The organism is Patulibacter ginsengiterrae, from assembly GCF_056269115.1.
The window spans coordinates 94,028-110,319 of sequence record NZ_JBWDOG010000007.1; the positions used below are offsets into that span (position 1 = coordinate 94,028).

Sequence of the window (16,292 nt, forward strand, 5' to 3'; positions counted from 1 at the left end):
ATTGTACGCATGGCGGTAGTTGGTGCGCTATGCGTGCAGCCGGTCCGGGGTCAGGCAAGGTCGGGGGGAGGCGGCCGGGTGGGCACGCGGTCGGGGGAGGCGGCCGGGTCGGTGCGCGGGCGAGGTCGAGGCGAGGGCGGAGCCGGACCCTCAGTCCTGATCGCCGACCGTCAGCACGATCTTGCCGCGGGTCGTGCCCGACTCGATCAGCTCGTGGGCGCGGGCCGCCTGCTCCAGCGGCAGCACGGTCGAGACGTGCGGGCGGAGGGTCCCGCGCTCGACCGATCCGGTCAGCAGCTGCAGCTCGAGGCCGTCGGGAGCGACGAAGACCGAGGGCGAGCGGATCCCGTCCGGGGCGTCGTCGGTCGCCGAGGCCGACGGCAGCGACACGATCGTGCCGCCGGGACGCACCAGCGGGAAGAGCGGGCCGCGGGCGGCACCGCCGATCCCGTCGAGCACGAAGTCGACCGGCTCGATCCCGCTCGTCCAGCCGTCGACGGTCCGGTCGACCGTCTCCAACGCTCCGAGTCCGCGGAGGAAGCTGAGGTTGGCCGGCGAGCCGACGGCGATCACGTGGGCGCCGAGGTCGGCAGCGATCTGGACCGCCAGGTGGCCGACCCCGCCGGCGGCGGCGGTGATCAGCACCCGCTGGTTGGTCTCCAGCCCTCCGGCATCGACCATCGCCTGCCAGGCGGTCAGGCCGCCCATCGCCAACGCGGCGGTGTCGACGTCGCTCAGCGACCGCGGCGAGCGACTGAGCTGGCTGACGTGGGCCACCGCGTACTCGGCGTAGGCCCCGGCGGGACGGGGGAAGCCGACGGTGCCGAAGACGCGGTCGCCGACCGCGAAGCGGGCGACGCCGAAGCCGACCGCCTCGACGGTCCCGGCCAGGTCCCAGCCCGGGATCCAGGGGAAGCCGGCGGGGGTGTCCCGGGGATCGGGGGCCTGGGGGACGGTGGCGGTGTCGCGCGTCTCGGTCAGGAAGCGGGCGGCGCCGTTGCCGCGGCGGGTCTTGGCGTCGACGGGGTTGACCCCGGCGGCGGCGACCCGGATCAGGACCTCGCCCGCGCTGGGCGACGGCCGCGGGACCTCGCGCAGCTCGAGGACGTCGGGCTCGCCCGGGGTCGGGGCGACGATGGCGCGCATCTGCGGCGTGGCGGGCATCCCCCGACGGTAGCTCGCCGGTGGGGTGGGGCGGGTGGTGCGGCGGTCTGCCTGCGGCTTGGGAGGACACAGGCCGGCGGGGAGCTTCGCGATGTGTTTGCCACCTCCACGGTGGACAACCCATCGCGAAGTGGTCGCGCGGCCGGGCGGACTGGAGCGCTGTCGATGTGCCACCCCTGCGGTGGACAACGCATCGCGAAGCGGACGAGCACCGCCGCGCCGCTGGGCCCGCCGCGTGGTCTGGGACGATGGCGGTTCCGTCCCCCGACCCCCGGAGCACCAGTGCCCCTTCCCGAGATCGGCCAGCCCGCGCCCGACTTCACCCTCCCCGCCGACGACGGCTCGACCGTCACGCTCTCGGCGCTGCGCGGCCAGTGGGTCGTCCTCTACTTCTATCCCAAGGCCTCGACGCCGGGATGCACCACGCAGGCCTGCTCGATCCGCGACAACCGCAGCGAGTACGAGCAGCGTGGGGTCCGCGTGCTCGGCCTCTCGCCGGACCCGGTCGCCAAGGTCCAGAAGTTCCACGAGAAGGAGGGCCTGACCTTCACCCTGCTCGCGGACGAGGACCACGCCGTCTGCGAGACCTACGGGACCTGGGTCGAGAAGTCGATGTACGGCAAGAAGTACTGGGGCGCCTCCCGCTCGACGCTGGTGATCGACCCGGAGGGCGTCGTCCGCGAGGTCTTCCCGAAGGTCAAGCCGGCGGAGCACGACGCGAAGGTCCTCGCGGCGCTGGACCGGCTGCAGGCCGAGTAGCCGCTGCGTCGGCGGTTCGGCCGGCCCCCCGACGCCTGCCGGCGGCCGCTGGCCCCGCCCCCGATCGCAGACGCCGACCGACGGTCCTCGTGCGCAGACCGCCGACCCGGACCCCGGACCGCCGACGCCGACCCGGACCGGCGGTCCTCCGCGCTCAGGCCCCGGGCGCCGTGCGCAGCCGGACCGACAGGCAGGTCACGCAGCCCTCGAGCTTCTCGAACTCGCTGACGTCGACGGTCACGACCTCGTAGCCGAGGTCGGCGTAGATCGCCGCGCACTCGGGGGCGGACGCGGACATCAGGATCCGGCCCTCGCCGAGGTCGACGATCTGCGAGCCGAGCGCGTCGGGGACCGCGCGGTAGTGCGGGAAGAACGAGGGGTCGCCGACGACGGGGGAGTGGCCGACGATCGTGCCGTCGGGCAGCGCGGTCAGCGCCGACTTCAGGTGCAGCGCGAGCGGGCACGGGACCGCGACGACGTTCGCCCCGCGGGGGGCCAGCAGTGCCCGCAGCTGGCGGACGCCTTCCGCGTTGGTCCGGGTCCCGCGGCCGACGTAGACCGTGCGTCCGACCTGCAGCACGTCGCCGCCCTCGAGCGTGCCCGGAGCCTCGATCGCCGCCGTCCGGTAGCCGAGCTCGCGGAGGGTCTCGGCGGTTGCCGCCTGCTCGCCGAGCCGATCCTCGGCCCCGGGTCGCGCCAGGACCGCGAGGTCGCCGTGCATCACGACCGTGTCCTCGACGAAGTGCGAGTCGGGCTGCTCCGGGGCGGCTGGCACCTCGACGACCTCCCAGCCGGCGTCGGCGAGCGCGGCGACGTAGCCGTCCCACTGCCGCAGGGCCAGCGGGACGTCGACCGGCTGACGGTCGATGTGGGTCAGCAGTCCGTCGGCGAGTCGGGGGGAGGGGCGCCGGACCAGCGCCCGTCGGATCGCGTTCATCGGGACGATCTTCCCGGATCGCCGGTCCGTCTGTCGGCCCGGTGATGGGCCGATCAGAGCCCGAAGCGGGCCCAGGTGGCGCGCTCCTCGAGCGACCGCAGCATCGCCGGCAGCGGCTGCTCTCGGCTACTCACCGCGGTGCTCATCCCGAGCGCGAGCCGTACGAGCGAGCGGTGCGCCGCGACCGGGGTGATCTTGGCGTCGGGGTAGCGCGCCTCGATCACGCCGCGGAGGCTGCCGAGGCCGTCGATCAGGCCCAGCTCCTTCGCGCGGGCCCCGGTCCAGACGTCACCGCTGAAGAGCGTCTTCTCGTCGCCGGTCAGGCGGTCGCCGCGGCGCTCCTGGACCCAGCCGGTGAACAGCCGGTGCAGCTCCTCGAGCTCGCCCTGGAGCCAGCTGACGTCCTCCGGCTGCTCGGGCAGGAACGGGTCCAGGCGGGCCTTGTTCTCGCCCGCGGTGTGGAGCCGGCGCTCGATCCCGTAGCGGCCGATCGCCTCGTGCAGGCCGAAGCCGCCGCTGACGACGCCGATCGAGCCGACGAGCGAGGTCGGGTGGGCGATGATCTCGTCGGCGGCGCAGGCCAGCCAGTACCCGCCCGAGGCCGCGATGTCCTCGCAGAAGGCGATCACCGGCACCTCGTGCTCGGCGGCCAGGCCGCGGATCCGGTCGCCGACCAACGCCGACTGGGTGGGGGCGCCGCCGGGCGAGCTGATCGAGAGCGCGACCGCCTTCAGACCGGGCAGCCCGAACGCCTTGGTCAGCGCCGACTCGAGCCCCTCGAGCGTGATCCCCGAACGGCGGCTCGGGCCCCCGGCCCCGGCCGGGGTGATCACGCCCTCCAGGCGCACGACCGCCACCTGCTCGGTGGGCAGCGGCAGTCGCTGCCGCACGGACTCCGGGAGCGGGAGGCGACCGGTGATGTCGGCGACGTTCATGCTCGGGATCGTAGTCCGGCCTGGTGCGGCATCCGCCGGCCGCGCCCCGCGGGCCGATCGCCGCGGCCATCCGGGGCGCCGCCGGCGGCCCCGGGCAGCTCGCCGTCGGGGGCCGCCGCTGCTGCCGCCGCTGGGCCTCGAAGCCGGCCCTGGCCGCTCAGGCGGTCAGGATCAGCGGGGCGCCGTCCTGGATCACGACGGTGTGCTCGACGTGGGCCGAGAGCGCGCCGTCGGCGGTGGTGATGGTCCACTCGTCGTCGAGGGTCACCAGCTGGCCACTGCCCAGGGTCAGCATCGGCTCGATCGCGATCACCAGGCCGCTGGGCAGGGTCTCGGTCAGCTCCGGCATGTCGACGTTGGGGACGGTCGGATCCTCGTGCAGCTCGCGGCCGATCCCGTGCCCGGCGAGCTCGGCGAACGGCGTCGCCCCGAGGCCGCGCGCGATCCGCTCGGTGGTCGCGCCGATCGTGCGCAGCTCGGCCCCGGCGACCGCGACCGCGAGCGCCTCGCGCAGGCAGGTGTCGGCGATCTCGAGCAGTCGCTGCGCCTCGTCGCTGATCGCACCGACCGGGACCGTGACGGCGGCGTCGGCGAGGAACCCGTCCAGCTCCGGGGTCACGTCGAGGGTCACGAGGTCGCCCTCGCGCAGCTTGCGTCCGCCGGGGATCCCGTGGACGATGTCGGCGTTGACCGAGATGCAGGTCGAGCCGGGGAAGCCGTAGGTCTCCATCGGCCCCGAGCTCGCGCCGTGCTGATGGAAGACCCGGGCGGCGATCAGGTCGAGCTCCGCGGTGGTCACCCCGGGCCGGACCGCCTCGCGCATGGCGGCGATGGTCGTCGCGACCAGCTTGCCGACGCGCTGCATGCCGGCGAGATCCTCGGGTGACTCCACGATCATGCCGACAAGCGTAGGCCCAGCGGCAGGTCCTCCGGGTCGCGGCGTCCCCCGGATCAGCCCTCGTAGGGGATTCGGGCGATCTCCCGGATCTGGCCGGCGGTGCCCCACTGGTCGCGGCCGAGTCGGGAGAGCGGGGCCAGCCGGTCGATCGCGGGCAGGCCGTCGTCGGCGATCACGTCGTCGGCGACCGCGGCGTGGACGACCCGGCCGAAGACGACCGTCGAGTTGCCGAAGCAGGTGGTCGCGTGGAGCACGCACTCGAGCGCGACGGGAGCCGCGGCGACCCGCGGCGGCCGGACCCGCAGGCTCGGCTCGCGCTCGAGCCCGACCGCGTCGAACTCGCTGATCGCCGCCGGGTAGCGCGTCCCGGTCGCGTTGACCTGCTCGAACAGCGGCTCCGGCGCCAGGTGGACGACGAACTCGCGGGTCGCCTCGACGTTGCGCAACGAGTCCTTGCGGCCGACAGAGGTGAACTGCACGATCGGCGGATCGACGCAGGCGACGGTGAAGAACGAGTGCGGCGCGAGGTTGTCGACCCCGTCGGCGGAGACGGACGAGACCCACGCGATCGGCCGCGGCACGACCACCGCGGTCAGCAGGCGGTAGAAGCGACCGGGGTCGATCTCGGCGGGGTCGAAGTCGCGGCGCACCGGCCGATTATCCGGGCACCGGCACTTCGGCCCGCGGCACCATCGTCGACGCGGCCTCGCTGTCGCGGACGCGCAGCGCCATCAGCGCGGCGAACGCCAGCAGTCCGGCGGCGACCAGGAACGCCGCCTGGTAGGCGCCGATGTCGGGGACGGGCGCGCCGCCCGTCCCGCTGGTCGTCGGCCCGAGGACCGAGATCACCGTCGCGAGCACGGCGACGCCGAGTGCCGCGCCGGTCTGCCGCATCGCGTTGAAGAGCCCCGACGCCTGGCCGGTGTCGGCGGCCGAGATGTTGGCGAACGCCGCCGAGTTCATCGGGATGAAGACGAACGACATCGAGCTGCCGAGCACGAACATCGTCGCGATCACCAGCGGGTCGGGCGTGCTCGCGTCGTAGAAGCTGAGGACGACCGCGGCGACGGCGACCATCCCGGCGCCACCGGCCATCAGCCGCCGCGGACCGACGCGCGGGTAGAGGCGGGTCACCACCTGCGAGCCGACCATCACGCCGATCGCCTCGGGGAAGGTCAGCAGCCCGCTGGTCATCGCCGAGCGGCCGAAGCCCTCCTGCTGGAGCAACGGGAAGGCGTAGAGCAGGCCGAGGAAGCCGGCGGTCGAGGGGATCACGATCAGGAACGAGACGCCGAACATCCGGTCCTTCAGCAACCGCAGGTCGAGCATCGGGAAGCGGGTCCGCAGCTCGTGCCGGACGAGGATCGCCAGCAGCGAGAGGCCGACCACGGCGCTGCCGACGATCAACGGCGAGCCCCAGCCGCGCGACGGCCCCTCGGTCAGCGCGAACATCGCCAGACCGAGCCCGAGGCCGGCGAGCAGGAACCCGGCGAGGTCGAACGGCGACGACGGCGCGGCCTCGTCGCGGGGCAGGTACCGCAGGCCGAAGCCGAGCGCGAGCACGCCGATCGGCAGGTTGAGGAGGAAGGCCCAGTGCCACGAGAGGTTGTCGACGATGACCCCGCCGAGCAACGGCCCCAGCGCCGGGGCGAGCGCGGTCGGCAGGACCAGGATCCGCGACGCCGCGACCCGCTCCTCGGGCGGGAAGACGCGGAACAGCATCGCCATCCCGACCGGCATCATCAGCCCGCCGCCGGCGCCCTGCAGCACCCGGAAGAGGACCAGCTGCCCGAGGCTCCCGGCGATCCCGCAGAGCGCGGAGGCGACGGTGAAGAGTCCGAGCGCGAAGAGGAAGATCCGCTTGGTGCCGAAGCGATCCCCGAGCCAGCCGGAGGCCGGGATGAAGACCGCGAGGCTGACGAGGTAGGCGGAGGCGACCGCGCCGGTGCTCGCGATCGAGGCGTCGAACTGGCGCCCGATCGTCGGGATCGCCGTGTTGACGATCGTCGAGTCGAGGATGTTCATGAACATCGCCGCGACGAACACGACGCTGACGACGACCTTGGGGTTCTTCAGCAGATGCGACACAGGGGGAACCGAGGAACGTAACAAGCGGGAGATGCGGGCCCGGCCACGACGGGTGACGCGGACCGGCCGGTGGTGCGCTGCGGCGCGCGGGCGCCGCGGGACGGCTACTCGTCGTCGGTCAGGCGGACGCCGAAGGCACTCGCGAAGGCCCCGGCCGAGGCGACGATGTCCGGCCACGGCATCGCCACGCCCCGCAGCTGCTCCATCGCCCGGAGGCCGTCGATCGTGCAGCCGCGCATCTCGGTGCGGGCGAAGCGCGCACCGGTCAGGTCGACCTCGCTCAGGTCGCAGGCCTCGAAGACCACGTCCTCCGCCCGCAGCTCCTGGAAGTCGCTGCCGGTGATCCGGCAGTCGACGAAGCGGACCCGGCGGAGCTCGGCCGCGCTGAACGCCGCGAGGTCGATCCGGCAGTCGCGGAAGCTGACGTCGTCGAGCGCGGCGTCGGTCCAGCGGGTCCCGGTCAGCCGTGCGCGGACGACGCTCACGCGCCGCCACGACGCGCTCTGGAAGTCGGCGTTGGCGAAGCTGCCGCCCCGCAGCTCGACGTCCTGGAGGGCGAGGCCGGGCAGCCGGGCGCCGGTCAGGTCGAGCAGCTCGCCCCGGCTGGTCTCGATGCTGACGCCGCGGGCGACGCCGTCGCCCTCGACCCGGCCGTCGAGCAGCGCGTCGACGTAGCGCGCGTCGTGTGGGAGGCCGTCCTCGGGCAACGTGACCGGCTCGAGCGTCTCGGCGACCTGGGGGTCCTCGGGAGCGCGAGGGTGGTGACGATCGGTTGCGCGCGCCATGCTTCCGATCCTCACACTTCACGGCGATGCTCGTCGCCACCACCGACCTCGGCGAATCGCTGGCGCGGGCCTGGCCGGCATTCGCGTTGGTGGCGGGGTTGCTGCTGCTCGGGGTCGTGGCCGAGCGCGAGGGCCTGTTCCGGTGGCTCGGCGAGCGGCTGGAACGGCTGCCCGGCCCGCCGCTGCTGCTGGCCGCCGCCTCGCTGGTGACGGTCGCGGCGGTCACGGCGGTCCTCAACCTCGACACCGCGGTGGTCTTCGTGACGCCGATCGTCGTCCACGCCGCGCGCCGCCGCGGGATCGACCCGGCGCCGGTCTCGTGACCGGCTCGCTCGCCTCCTACCTCTGGCGGCGGACCTGCCAGACGGCGGAGGTCCCGGTCCGCCTTCGCGGGGTCCTCACGCGCGCGCCGCTGACCGCGATCCCGGCGATCCTGATCGCGGTCCTGCTGCTGCCCGGATGAACGACGGCCGCGTCGAGTCGATCTTGGCGGGTCGTCGGAGGCCCGCCGTCGGTCGCGCCGCAACGACCTTCGTCGGCGTCGCGGCGATCACGGCTCGCGCCTGGCTGGCAGGGCGATTCCGGGCCCTGCGGCGGTCGCGCGGTGGCGCTTCCGACGGGCTCCGATCGTGCCCCGCCGGAGCCGCCGAGGGACCCGAGGATGCGCGCAGAGGCCGCGCACGTCAGAATCCACCCGTGATGCGTACAACCCGCGTGTTCCCCTTCGCCATGGCGTCGCTGGTGGCGCTTGCCGTCACGGGCTGCGGTGGCGATTCGTTCAAGAAGGACGAGCCACAGACCGCCGCGCGTGACTTCCTCTCCGAGGCTCTCTCGCAGAAGAACGGCCAGCGTGCCTGTGACTACCTGACCCGGGAGGCCCAGGCCAAGGTCGCCGGCAAGATCATCCCCGGCGCGAACTGCCGTGAGGTGATGGAGAAGTCGTCGCTCGTCAGCGACAAGGAAGAGGTCCAGGACGTCTCCGACGTCAAGGACCTCAAGTTCTCGACCGAGAAGATCGACGACAAGACGGCCAAGGTCACCGTTCGGACCGAGGGCGGGATCGAGCTGGTCCTGAGCCTGGAGAAGAACGACGGCCTCGGCAACCTCTACGAGCCGGCCACCCCGTGGCGGATCGTCGGCGGCGCCGAGCCGCTGGTGACCGGCCCCGTGGCCTGAACCCCGTGACGTCGGTCTCGCCGATGCTTCGGCCGGCCGCCGTCATCTTCGACAACGACGGGACGTTCCTCGAGACCGAGAGCGTCTGGTCGCAGGCCGAGGAGGAGCTCTTTGCCCGCCGCGGAGTGCCGTTCCTCGCGGAGTACAAGCTCGAGCTGATCGGCTCGAGCTTCGCCGCCGCCGCGATCAACCTCGAGCGGTTCCTCGGGGAGCCGGGTAACGGGGACGCGATCCTGCGCGAGCTGGCCGTGCTCGTCCACGACGCGCTCGACGGCGACGTCCCGGTGATGCCGGGGGCCGCCGAGCTGGTCGACTCGCTGCGGGCCGAGGGGATCCTGGTGGCGATGGCCACCAACGCCGCCCGCGGCTTCGCCGAGAAGGCGCTCGATCGTGCCGGTCACGCCGAGACCTTCTCGGTCTTGCTGACGGCCGAGGACGTCGTCGCGCCGAAGCCCGCGCCGGACATCTACCTGGCGACGGCGACGGCGCTCGGCGTCGATCCGGCCACCTGCCTCGCCGTCGAGGACAGCCCGACCGGGGTCCGCTCGGCCCGCGAGGCGGGGATGACCGTGGTCGGCGTCGCCACCCACCCCGGCGTCGTCCTGCACGAGGCCCACCACCAGCACGCCACGCTGGAGGATCCGGTGCTCTGGGAGCGGCTCGGTCTGCGCCTTCCCGCCGACCCGGCGTAGCGGTGGCCCCCGACCTCGTCATCTTCGACTGCGACGGGGTCCTCGTCGACAGCGAGCATGCGTCGGCGCGGGCGATGGCGGAGGCGATGGCCGAGATCGGCGTGGCGATGCCCGCCGACGAGGTCGCCTGGCGCTACCGGGCGCTCGCGCTGGAGGTCGTCGAGCTCGACCTCGAGCAGCGACGGGGCGCGCCGCTGCCGACGGGCTGGACCGAACGGTTCCGCGAGCGGCGGGCGCAGGTCTTCGCGCGGGACGGGATCCCCGCCGTCGCTGGCGCTCGCGAGGCCGTCGAAGCGGTCCGTCGGGCCGGGGTCGACTACTGCGTCGCCTCCCAGGGCCGGCTCGACAAGACCCGGCTGACGCTCGCGCTCAGCGGGCTCGAGGACCTGTTCCCCGACGCGCTCCGCTTCTCCGCCGACCAGGTGCCGCGGCCGAAGCCGGCACCGGACCTGTTCCTCCACGCGGCTCGCACGCTCGGGCACCGTCCGGGCCGCTGCGTCGTCGTCGAGGACGGCGTGCCCGGGGTGACGGCCGCGCACGTGGCCGGGATGCGGGTGCTGGGCTACGCCGCGGACGGCGATCCGGAGGCGCTGCGGAGGGTCGGCGGCGAGCCGTTCGCCGCGATGGCGGCGCTGCCGGCCCTGCTCGGGCTCGCGGCGGCGTAGGCCCCCGCGGGGGCACCGGCGGAGCCGTCTATCGACCGGGGCTGGTCGGCCAGGCCGCGCTGGGCGGCCGTGACCGGCGGGGTCCGGGGACCCGGGAGGAGCGGCCCGTCAGCGGGCCGCTCCGGCGAGATCCGCTGGTCAGCGGCTCCCGAACAGGTTCAGCATCGTGATGAAGATGTTGACGATGCCGACGAAGATCCCGGTCGCGAGCCAGACGACGTCGTCCTCGTTCGCCTGGTGGCGGAGGACGTTGAAGTAGATGACGATCGCGACGGCCGAGACGGCACCGATCGCGAGGCTGACCAGGTCGCCCGCGATCCCGCCGCTACCACCGGCGACGAACATGATCCAGCTGACCGCGACCGCGATCAGCAGCGCGATCGAGACCGGCTTCATCCACGAGGAGAGGTCCTTGGCGACCAGCGAACCACCGGTGCCGGCGGCGACGACGACCAGCGCGGTCGTGGCGGCCGCCTTGGTGACGACGTCGGGCTGGGTCGACACGTAGTAGGAGAGGACCGGGCCGAGCCCGAGACCGATCAGCAGCGCGATCACGAACAGCACGCCCATCGCGACCGGCCCATGACGGAGCGCGGGAACGAAGTTCTGGGCGAGCAGCAGCACGAACGCGCCGATCGTGCAGCCCATCGCGGTGCCCTGCGTCAGGTCACGGCCGACGGCCGACCCGGCGATCAGGAACCCGATCGCTATCGCGACGAGGAACATCGTCTGGCTGAGGACGGCGCCGTACGACGCGCGTTGCGTCTGGCCGTAGGGGAGGGAGTAACTCGTCTCCGGCATGGTTCTCGTTGTCTCGCTCGGGTTCGGTGTCGGTGGGAGCGGGGCACCAACGCCGGTTGCGCGCCCGCTCCCGGAGCGTAGAGCACCCGCGAGCGGTTGTGGCCGATCGCGCCACACGAGTGGCGAGGCGCCAGATCGGCGGGGCCGGGGCGACCCGGACGGCAGTCGGGGCCGTGGCCGAATCCGGGGCCGCGTAGGCTTGCCCGGTGCCAGCGAGCCTCCCCAGCGGAGCCACGGTGCCCGTCGCGGGGATCGCCGAGGTCTTCGACGCGATCGGCAGCTTCTTCTCGAGCATCGCCAGCGTCAACCTGCTGCCGCTCGTGATCGGGCTGCTCTGCTTCCTCACCTACCTCACGATCCGGTCCCGCGCCTACTTCAACGTCCTGCGCGCGGCCTACCCGACGGAGACGATCCGCTGGCGCAGGATCTGGGGCGCCTACATCGCCGCCTACGGCTTCAACAACGTGATCCCGGCCCGCGGCGGGGACGTGATGAAGGTCTTCCTGGTCAAGACCTCGATCCCCCGCTCGACCTACCCGGCGGTGACCGCGTCGATGATGGTCGAGGCGGTCTTCGACCTCTCGATCGCGATCCCGGTCCTGCTCTTCGCCTTCACGCAGGGGGTCTTCCCGAAGCCGCCGGACTTCGCGAGCCTGGGGGCGTTCGACCTGTCGTTCATCTTCGGCAATCCGAAGCTGACGTTCTTCCTGCTGACGGTGCTGGCGCTGCTCGGGCTGCTCGCCTTCGCGCTGCTCTCGGAGCGCGCCCGCCGGTTCTGGGCCCGGGTCCGTCAGGGTCTGACGATCCTGAGCGACCGTCGGCGGTTCTTCCGCGAGGTCTGGCTGGTCCTGTTCGCCGGCTACCTCTTCCGGCTGGCGGCGTTCTGGATGCTGCTGGACGCGTTCCACGTCGGCGGCTCGGTCCGCAACGTGCTGCTGGTGCACGGGATCAACGCGATCGCGGCGCTGATGCCGTTCACCCCGGGCGGGGCCGGGGTCCAGCAGGCGTTCATGGTCAAGGTCTTCGCCGGGAGCGCGGCCGGGGCGACCGTGGCCGCCTACTCGGTCGGCCAGCAGATCGCGATCGCCGTCGTCTGCCTGGCGGTCGGCTTCATCGCCGTCGTCAAGATCTTCGGCTTCCGGTCCTTCAAGGAGGTCATCGCCGCCGGCAAGGCAGACAGTGCGGCGGGTGGTGCGACGAACACGTAGGCGCTTCGCATCTCGGCACGCACGAGACTCGGCAGGGCTGGCGCCCAGCTCTCATCCCCCGCGCACCGACCTGCTTGGCCTACGCGGCCCTCGCACGTATCTGCGCGGCTTCGTGGTCCGGCACGTGGTCCGGCACTGCTCCGCGCGGCCTTGCCGGGAGATTCCAGGCCGCGCGGGGGTTGCCGCTTCCCGGCCGGGGCCGGGAACGGAGTCGGGCTAGCCGAGCCCCTGGCGGGCTTCGCGGACGAGCGTGACGGCCTCGGGGAAGACGACCGCCATCACCTGACGGATCTGGTTCGCCTGCGCCTCGGCGTCGCCCTGCAGGTTGACGCGACCGATCGCGGCGACGGTCATCTGGACCGCGAGCCCGATCGCGTTGTCGGCCCAGGCCAGCTTCTGCTGGCCCTGCATCTGCTCCGCGAACTCCATCATCTTGCGCTGCAGATCATCCGGATCACCAAAGAGATCGCCAAAGCCTTCCATCAGTCGATCGTAGCGCTCGGCCGTCGCGTGCAGGACCCAACCGCACCCGCGGTCCGTAGAATGCGCGTCCGTGGCTCGACTCAGTCCTCGTCAGCGCGCCTGGCGCGGCCGGTTGGAGGCCGGGCTGCGCATCGCGTCGCCCGCGCTCGATCTGGTCGTCGCGAGCGCCGAACGGATCAGCCGCGCCGGAACGCGCCTCGAGCGGGCCGTCGCCCGCCGCCGACCGACGTCCACCCCGGCGACCCGCCACCCCAACCGGAAGCCCGCATGAGCACCCAGCGCAAGGTCCGCCCGATCCCCGACGCGCTCGATCCCGAGGTGACCCTCGCGACCGAGAAGCGGTGGCTGCCGTGGATGGGCCTCCTGGCGATCGTGGCCGGCGTCCTGTCGCTGGTCGGGTACTTCCTCCAGCAGGCGATCGACAACGGCGGTCCGGACGACGTCGGGCAGGTCAAGACGATCGCCCAGTCGCTCGTCACCTACGCGTCGGACCAGCAGGGGCAGGGGATCCGCGGACACCAGGCGGAGGTCGCGTCGTACCTCGGGGACCAGGCGTTCCAGGTGGTGCTCGCGGTGGTCCTGATCGGCCTCGGCTTCATCGCCGCCGGGACCGTCCTCTCCGGGCTGCTGTGGTCCGCGTACCGCCGCCGCCCGTCGTTCCCGCGCTGGTTCATGTGGCTTCCGATCGTCGGCGGCTTCGCCTTCGGTCTCGGGACGACCATCGCGAAGATCTACGCGGTCTCGAAGTTCTCCGACTTCAACGCGCTCGACCCGGTGCTCCAGACCAACAGCACGGCAGCCGACGCGCTGGTCGCGGGGAGCGACCTCACCGCGCTCACGATCATCACCGTGCTTGGGCAGATGTTCATCGCCGTCGGGATCGGTGCTGCCGCCCTGAGCGCGATGAACGTCGGTCTCCTGACCCGCGTGATGGGCGTGATCGGGATGCTGCTGGCGCTGCTGGTGGTGCTGCCGGTCGTCGATCCGAGCTTCCTGCGGGCCTTCTGGCTGATCGCGCTCGGCTTCACGCTGCTCGGCCGTTGGCCCGGTGGCCGCCCGCCGTCGTGGGCCTCCGGGGTCCCGCAGCCGTGGCCGACGCGAGCGATGCAGATGGAGGCCGCCGAGCGCGCTCGCGCCCAGAAGGCGGCCGCCGACGAGCGTCCGGCCCCGAAGCCGAAGGCGAGCAACGGCGGGCGCAAGCGCCGCAAGTAGTGGCGCCCGGCGTGCCGTTGCGGCACGCTGGGGGGCATGCGCTTTCGAGCCATCGCCCTCGCCACCTGCGTGGCAGCCCTGTCCGCCTGCGGATCGGCCAACGGCGGCGGCACCACCACGACCACCGGATCGACCCCGTCGGCAGCGCCCGGCGCGGCGACCCCCCGCGCCGGCAGGTCGTCGGCGGTCCGGACGATCGCCCGCGGCCTCGACGTGCCGTGGTCGATCGTCTTCCTGCCCTCGGGCGATGCCTTGGTCTCCGAGCGCAGCGGCCGGATCGTGCGGATCACCCGCGGGAGTCACCGCGTTCGGGCCGTGATGCGGGTTCCCGGGGTGGTCGCGGAGGGGGAGGGCGGACTGCTCGGGCTCGCGGTCTCCCCCGACTACGCCCGCGACCAGTTGGTCTACGCGTACCTGACGACGGCGACCGACAACCGGATCGTGCGCTTCCGGCTGGGCGGGCGCCCGACGACGGTCCTCAGCGGACTCGACCGGGGGGCGATCCACAACGGCGGGCGGATCGCGTTCGGACCGGACGGCAAGCTCTACGCCGGGGTCGGCGAGGTCGGAGAGACCGAGCTGGCCCAGGACCGCGCGTCGCAGAACGGCAAGATCCTGCGGATGGAGCCCGACGGTGGCGTCCCGCAGGACAACCCGTTCGCCGGCTCGCGGGTCTGGTCGCTGGGGCACCGCAACGTCCAGGGGCTGGCCTGGGACCGGGCCGGTCGGCTGTGGGCGACCGAGTTCGGGCAGAACGAGCGGGACGAGATCAACCTGATCCGCAAGGGCGGCAACTACGGTTGGCCGATCGTGGAGGGGAAGGGCTCGACCGAGGGCGGGCGGTTCGTCAACCCACTGGTGACCTGGTCGACCTCGGAGGCGTCGCCGAGCGGCGCGGCGATCGCCGGTGGGCGCCTGTACGTGGCGGGGCTGCGCGGCGAGCGGCTCTGGGAGGTGCCGCTGAACGGCGCGCGGACGGGCCGGCCGCGGGCGTTGCTGAGCGGCCGCTTCGGCCGTCTGCGGGCGGTGACGGTCGCGCCCGACGGAGCGCTCTGGGTCTCGACGTCGAACCGCGATGGCCGTGGGGAGATCCGGTCCGGCGACGACCGGATCCTGCGGGTGCCCGTGCGTCGGTGAGCCGACGGCGGGCGGCCGCGCGCTGAGCGCCGGCTCGACGAGCGCGCCGCGGGTCGGTGGCGCGGCGGGGGTGGCGGGCGCGGCGGGCGCTCGGTCGTCCGGGGAGCCCGCCTCCTGCGGGCGTAGCCTTCGGGCATGACCGTACGGATCTACGCCGAGGTCGACTTCGCGCTGTCGTGGGTCGTCGACGAGACGATGGAGCGGGCGTCGCACGCGGTGGTCGACGACGGACGGGTCTGGCTGATCGATCCGGTCGACGACGAGCAGGCGCTGGAGCGGGCGACAGCGCTCGGCGAGCCTGCGGGCGTCGTGCAGCTGCTCGACCGCCACGGGCGGGACGGTGCCGCGATCGCGCAACGACTCGGTGTTCCGTTGCTGCCGCTGCCCGGCTCGCTGGCGGGGAGCCCGTTCGAGCTGGTGCCGCTGCTCGACCGCCGCTGGTGGCACGAGCTGGCGCTGTGGTGGCCGGCCCGACGGACGCTGATCGTGCCGGAGGCGGTCGGTACCGGGGCGTACTTCACCGTCGGCCGGGGCGCGGTCGGCGTCCACCCGATGCTGCGCCTGACCCCGCCGAACCGCCTCCGCGGGTGCGCTCCGGAGCACCTGCTCGTCGGTCACGGCCCGCCCCTGCACCGGGACGTCACCGCCGAGCTCCGCGGGGCGCTCGACCGCTCCGGCAGCGACATCCCGCACGCGCTCGTGACGCTGCCCCGGATGCTGCGCAAGGGCTGAGCGGTACGGCCCGACCGCGGCGCGCGGGCTGCGCGCGGCGGCGACCTCGGTGAGGGGGGACTGATGCGGATTTACTGTCGTATAGGCCCCAAAGCCGCATCAGCTCGGGGCGACGGCGGGGCGTCAGCTCCCGTCGACGAACTCCCAGCCGTGCTGGACGGCGGAGGCGAGCCCCGCCCGCGGGTCGATCGTCGCGTCCGGCGAATCGGCGCCGGCGTCGAGGAAGAACCGCTCGATCCCGGCCGGACTGAAGAGGACCACCCGGCGGCCGGAACCGGGGCCGACGTTGGCGCTCGAATGGACCGCGCCGCGGGGGACGTGGACGGTCTGCCCGGGGCCGAGCCGCGATCGAACGCCGTCGACCTCGACGTCGAACGTGCCGGTGACGACGTGGATCGTCTCCGCCTCGTGGCGGTGGCGGTGCGCCGGGATCGACCAGCCGGTGGGCGGCTCGTCGACGAGCAGGCAGAAGGCGCCGCTCGTGTCTTCGCCGCTGAGTTGGATCTCGATGCGGATGCCACCGGGCATCCAGACCTCGCGCGGGGTGGCGGTCATCGACCGACGATAGCCGGAGCGCGTGGGCGGATCGGTGGTCTTGGACGGGTCGGCGGCAGGCGGAC

The 16,292-nt window shown here is 73.1% G+C and carries 20 protein-coding genes; 10 read left to right on the forward strand and 10 right to left on the reverse strand.

All coding sequences use genetic code 11. The features are described 5' to 3' along the window. Positions 1–150: 150 nt before the first annotated feature. The gene (locus ACVUH9_RS11885) at positions 151–1,164 is read right to left on the reverse strand and encodes an NADP-dependent oxidoreductase (RefSeq protein ID WP_475757129.1); all 1,014 of its coding nucleotides are present in this window, start codon (positions 1,162–1,164) and stop codon (positions 151–153) included. 282 nt (positions 1,165–1,446) lie between these two features. Here ACVUH9_RS11885 and bcp point away from each other — a divergent pair, with 282 nt between their 5' ends. After that, entirely contained in the window at positions 1,447–1,923 is a 477-nt protein-coding gene (bcp, locus tag ACVUH9_RS11890; protein ID WP_475757131.1) for a thioredoxin-dependent thiol peroxidase, read from the forward strand. 154 nt (positions 1,924–2,077) lie between these two features. Here bcp and ddaH read toward each other — a convergent pair whose 3' ends face one another. The 6 genes from ddaH to ACVUH9_RS11920 all read right to left on the reverse strand — a co-directional run bounded on the left by ddaH (position 2,078) and on the right by ACVUH9_RS11920 (position 7,566). Continuing rightward, positions 2,078–2,860, reverse strand: a complete 783-nt coding sequence (gene ddaH, locus ACVUH9_RS11895; RefSeq protein WP_475757133.1) for a dimethylargininase — start codon at positions 2,858–2,860, stop codon at positions 2,078–2,080. A 53-nt stretch (positions 2,861–2,913) separates the two neighbouring features. Next, positions 2,914–3,795 (reverse strand): S49 family peptidase, encoded by an 882-nt coding sequence (locus ACVUH9_RS11900; RefSeq protein WP_475757135.1) that lies wholly within the window; start codon positions 3,793–3,795, stop codon positions 2,914–2,916. 157 nt (positions 3,796–3,952) lie between these two features. Then, complete coding sequence (map, locus tag ACVUH9_RS11905) at positions 3,953–4,693, reverse strand: type I methionyl aminopeptidase (RefSeq protein WP_475757137.1); 741 nt, start codon at positions 4,691–4,693, stop codon at positions 3,953–3,955. 53 nt (positions 4,694–4,746) lie between these two features. Then, positions 4,747–5,343 (reverse strand): flavin reductase family protein, encoded by a 597-nt coding sequence (locus tag ACVUH9_RS11910; protein WP_475757139.1) that lies wholly within the window; start codon positions 5,341–5,343, stop codon positions 4,747–4,749. A 7-nt stretch (positions 5,344–5,350) separates the two neighbouring features. Then, a complete protein-coding gene (locus tag ACVUH9_RS11915) occupies positions 5,351–6,781 on the reverse strand; it encodes an MDR family MFS transporter (protein ID WP_475757140.1) in 1,431 nt (476 codons plus the stop codon). A gap of 104 nt (positions 6,782–6,885) precedes the next feature. Further along, the gene (locus tag ACVUH9_RS11920; RefSeq protein WP_475757142.1) at positions 6,886–7,566 is read right to left on the reverse strand and encodes a pentapeptide repeat-containing protein; all 681 of its coding nucleotides are present in this window, start codon (positions 7,564–7,566) and stop codon (positions 6,886–6,888) included. A gap of 26 nt (positions 7,567–7,592) precedes the next feature. Here ACVUH9_RS11920 and ACVUH9_RS11925 point away from each other — a divergent pair, with 26 nt between their 5' ends. The 5 genes from ACVUH9_RS11925 (at position 7,593) to ACVUH9_RS11945 (ending at position 10,099) form a co-directional block, all read left to right on the forward strand. Beyond that, positions 7,593–7,889: an SLC13 family permease gene (locus ACVUH9_RS11925; RefSeq protein WP_475757144.1), complete on the forward strand. Its 297-nt coding sequence runs from the start codon at positions 7,593–7,595 to the stop codon at positions 7,887–7,889. Further along, positions 7,886–8,029: a hypothetical protein gene (locus tag ACVUH9_RS11930; RefSeq protein ID WP_475757146.1), complete on the forward strand. Its 144-nt coding sequence runs from the start codon at positions 7,886–7,888 to the stop codon at positions 8,027–8,029. Before ACVUH9_RS11925 ends, ACVUH9_RS11930 begins: the two co-directional genes overlap by 4 nt. A 236-nt stretch (positions 8,030–8,265) precedes the next feature. After that, complete coding sequence (locus ACVUH9_RS11935; RefSeq protein ID WP_475757148.1) at positions 8,266–8,742, forward strand: hypothetical protein; 477 nt, start codon at positions 8,266–8,268, stop codon at positions 8,740–8,742. A 23-nt stretch (positions 8,743–8,765) separates the two neighbouring features. Continuing rightward, positions 8,766–9,434 carry an HAD family hydrolase gene (locus ACVUH9_RS11940; protein ID WP_475757150.1) on the forward strand — a complete coding sequence of 223 codons (669 nt, stop codon included), beginning with the start codon at positions 8,766–8,768 and terminating at the stop codon, positions 9,432–9,434. 2 nt (positions 9,435–9,436) lie between these two features. Then, entirely contained in the window at positions 9,437–10,099 is a 663-nt protein-coding gene (locus tag ACVUH9_RS11945; protein ID WP_475757152.1) for an HAD family hydrolase, read from the forward strand. Between the two features lie 138 nt (positions 10,100–10,237). Here ACVUH9_RS11945 and ACVUH9_RS11950 read toward each other — a convergent pair whose 3' ends face one another. Further along, a complete protein-coding gene (locus ACVUH9_RS11950) occupies positions 10,238–10,900 on the reverse strand; it encodes a Bax inhibitor-1 family protein (protein ID WP_475757154.1) in 663 nt (220 codons plus the stop codon). A 206-nt stretch (positions 10,901–11,106) separates the two neighbouring features. On the opposite strand from ACVUH9_RS11950, the gene ACVUH9_RS11955 reads away from it, so the two are divergent. Next, on the forward strand, positions 11,107–12,108 hold the full coding sequence (locus tag ACVUH9_RS11955; RefSeq protein ID WP_475757156.1) for a lysylphosphatidylglycerol synthase transmembrane domain-containing protein: 1,002 nt from the start codon (positions 11,107–11,109) through the stop codon (positions 12,106–12,108). A 216-nt stretch (positions 12,109–12,324) separates the two neighbouring features. Here ACVUH9_RS11955 and ACVUH9_RS11960 read toward each other — a convergent pair whose 3' ends face one another. Next, the gene (locus ACVUH9_RS11960) at positions 12,325–12,591 is read right to left on the reverse strand and encodes a hypothetical protein (RefSeq protein WP_475757158.1); all 267 of its coding nucleotides are present in this window, start codon (positions 12,589–12,591) and stop codon (positions 12,325–12,327) included. 267 nt (positions 12,592–12,858) lie between these two features. On the opposite strand from ACVUH9_RS11960, the gene ACVUH9_RS11965 reads away from it, so the two are divergent. From ACVUH9_RS11965 to ACVUH9_RS11975, 3 genes are all read left to right on the forward strand, one after another. Beyond that, positions 12,859–13,803, forward strand: coding sequence for a hypothetical protein (locus ACVUH9_RS11965; protein ID WP_475757160.1), 945 nt, complete (start codon positions 12,859–12,861; stop codon positions 13,801–13,803). A gap of 27 nt (positions 13,804–13,830) precedes the next feature. Further along, positions 13,831–14,940 carry a PQQ-dependent sugar dehydrogenase gene (locus tag ACVUH9_RS11970; protein ID WP_475757334.1) on the forward strand — a complete coding sequence of 370 codons (1,110 nt, stop codon included), beginning with the start codon at positions 13,831–13,833 and terminating at the stop codon, positions 14,938–14,940. Between the two features lie 135 nt (positions 14,941–15,075). Next, positions 15,076–15,672, forward strand: coding sequence for a hypothetical protein (locus tag ACVUH9_RS11975; protein WP_475757162.1), 597 nt, complete (start codon positions 15,076–15,078; stop codon positions 15,670–15,672). A gap of 123 nt (positions 15,673–15,795) precedes the next feature. On the opposite strand, the gene ACVUH9_RS11980 is transcribed toward ACVUH9_RS11975, so the two are convergent. After that, positions 15,796–16,227, reverse strand: coding sequence for a cupin domain-containing protein (locus ACVUH9_RS11980; protein WP_475757164.1), 432 nt, complete (start codon positions 16,225–16,227; stop codon positions 15,796–15,798). Positions 16,228–16,292: the final 65 nt, after the last annotated feature.

Excerpts from the sequence above, each read along its gene's own strand:
- ACVUH9_RS11885 (WP_475757129.1), bottom strand. The coding sequence starts at position 1,164 with ATGCCCGCCACGCCGCAGATGCGCGCCATCGTCGCCCCGACCCCGGGC.
- ddaH (WP_475757133.1), bottom strand. The coding sequence starts at position 2,860 with ATGAACGCGATCCGACGGGCGCTGGTCCGGCGCCCCTCCCCCCGACTC.
- ACVUH9_RS11900 (WP_475757135.1), bottom strand. The coding sequence starts at position 3,795 with ATGAACGTCGCCGACATCACCGGTCGCCTCCCGCTCCCGGAGTCCGTG.
- map (WP_475757137.1), bottom strand. The coding sequence starts at position 4,693 with ATGATCGTGGAGTCACCCGAGGATCTCGCCGGCATGCAGCGCGTCGGC.
- ACVUH9_RS11920 (WP_475757142.1), bottom strand. The coding sequence starts at position 7,566 with ATGGCGCGCGCAACCGATCGTCACCACCCTCGCGCTCCCGAGGACCCC.
- ACVUH9_RS11925 (WP_475757144.1), top strand. The coding sequence starts at position 7,593 with ATGCTCGTCGCCACCACCGACCTCGGCGAATCGCTGGCGCGGGCCTGG.
- ACVUH9_RS11935 (WP_475757148.1), top strand. The coding sequence starts at position 8,266 with ATGCGTACAACCCGCGTGTTCCCCTTCGCCATGGCGTCGCTGGTGGCG.
- ACVUH9_RS11940 (WP_475757150.1), top strand. The coding sequence starts at position 8,766 with ATGCTTCGGCCGGCCGCCGTCATCTTCGACAACGACGGGACGTTCCTC.
- ACVUH9_RS11950 (WP_475757154.1), bottom strand. The coding sequence starts at position 10,900 with ATGCCGGAGACGAGTTACTCCCTCCCCTACGGCCAGACGCAACGCGCG.
- ACVUH9_RS11960 (WP_475757158.1), bottom strand. The coding sequence starts at position 12,591 with ATGGAAGGCTTTGGCGATCTCTTTGGTGATCCGGATGATCTGCAGCGC.
- ACVUH9_RS11965 (WP_475757160.1), top strand. The coding sequence starts at position 12,859 with ATGAGCACCCAGCGCAAGGTCCGCCCGATCCCCGACGCGCTCGATCCC.
- ACVUH9_RS11975 (WP_475757162.1), top strand. The coding sequence starts at position 15,076 with ATGACCGTACGGATCTACGCCGAGGTCGACTTCGCGCTGTCGTGGGTC.
- ACVUH9_RS11980 (WP_475757164.1), bottom strand. The coding sequence starts at position 16,227 with ATGACCGCCACCCCGCGCGAGGTCTGGATGCCCGGTGGCATCCGCATC.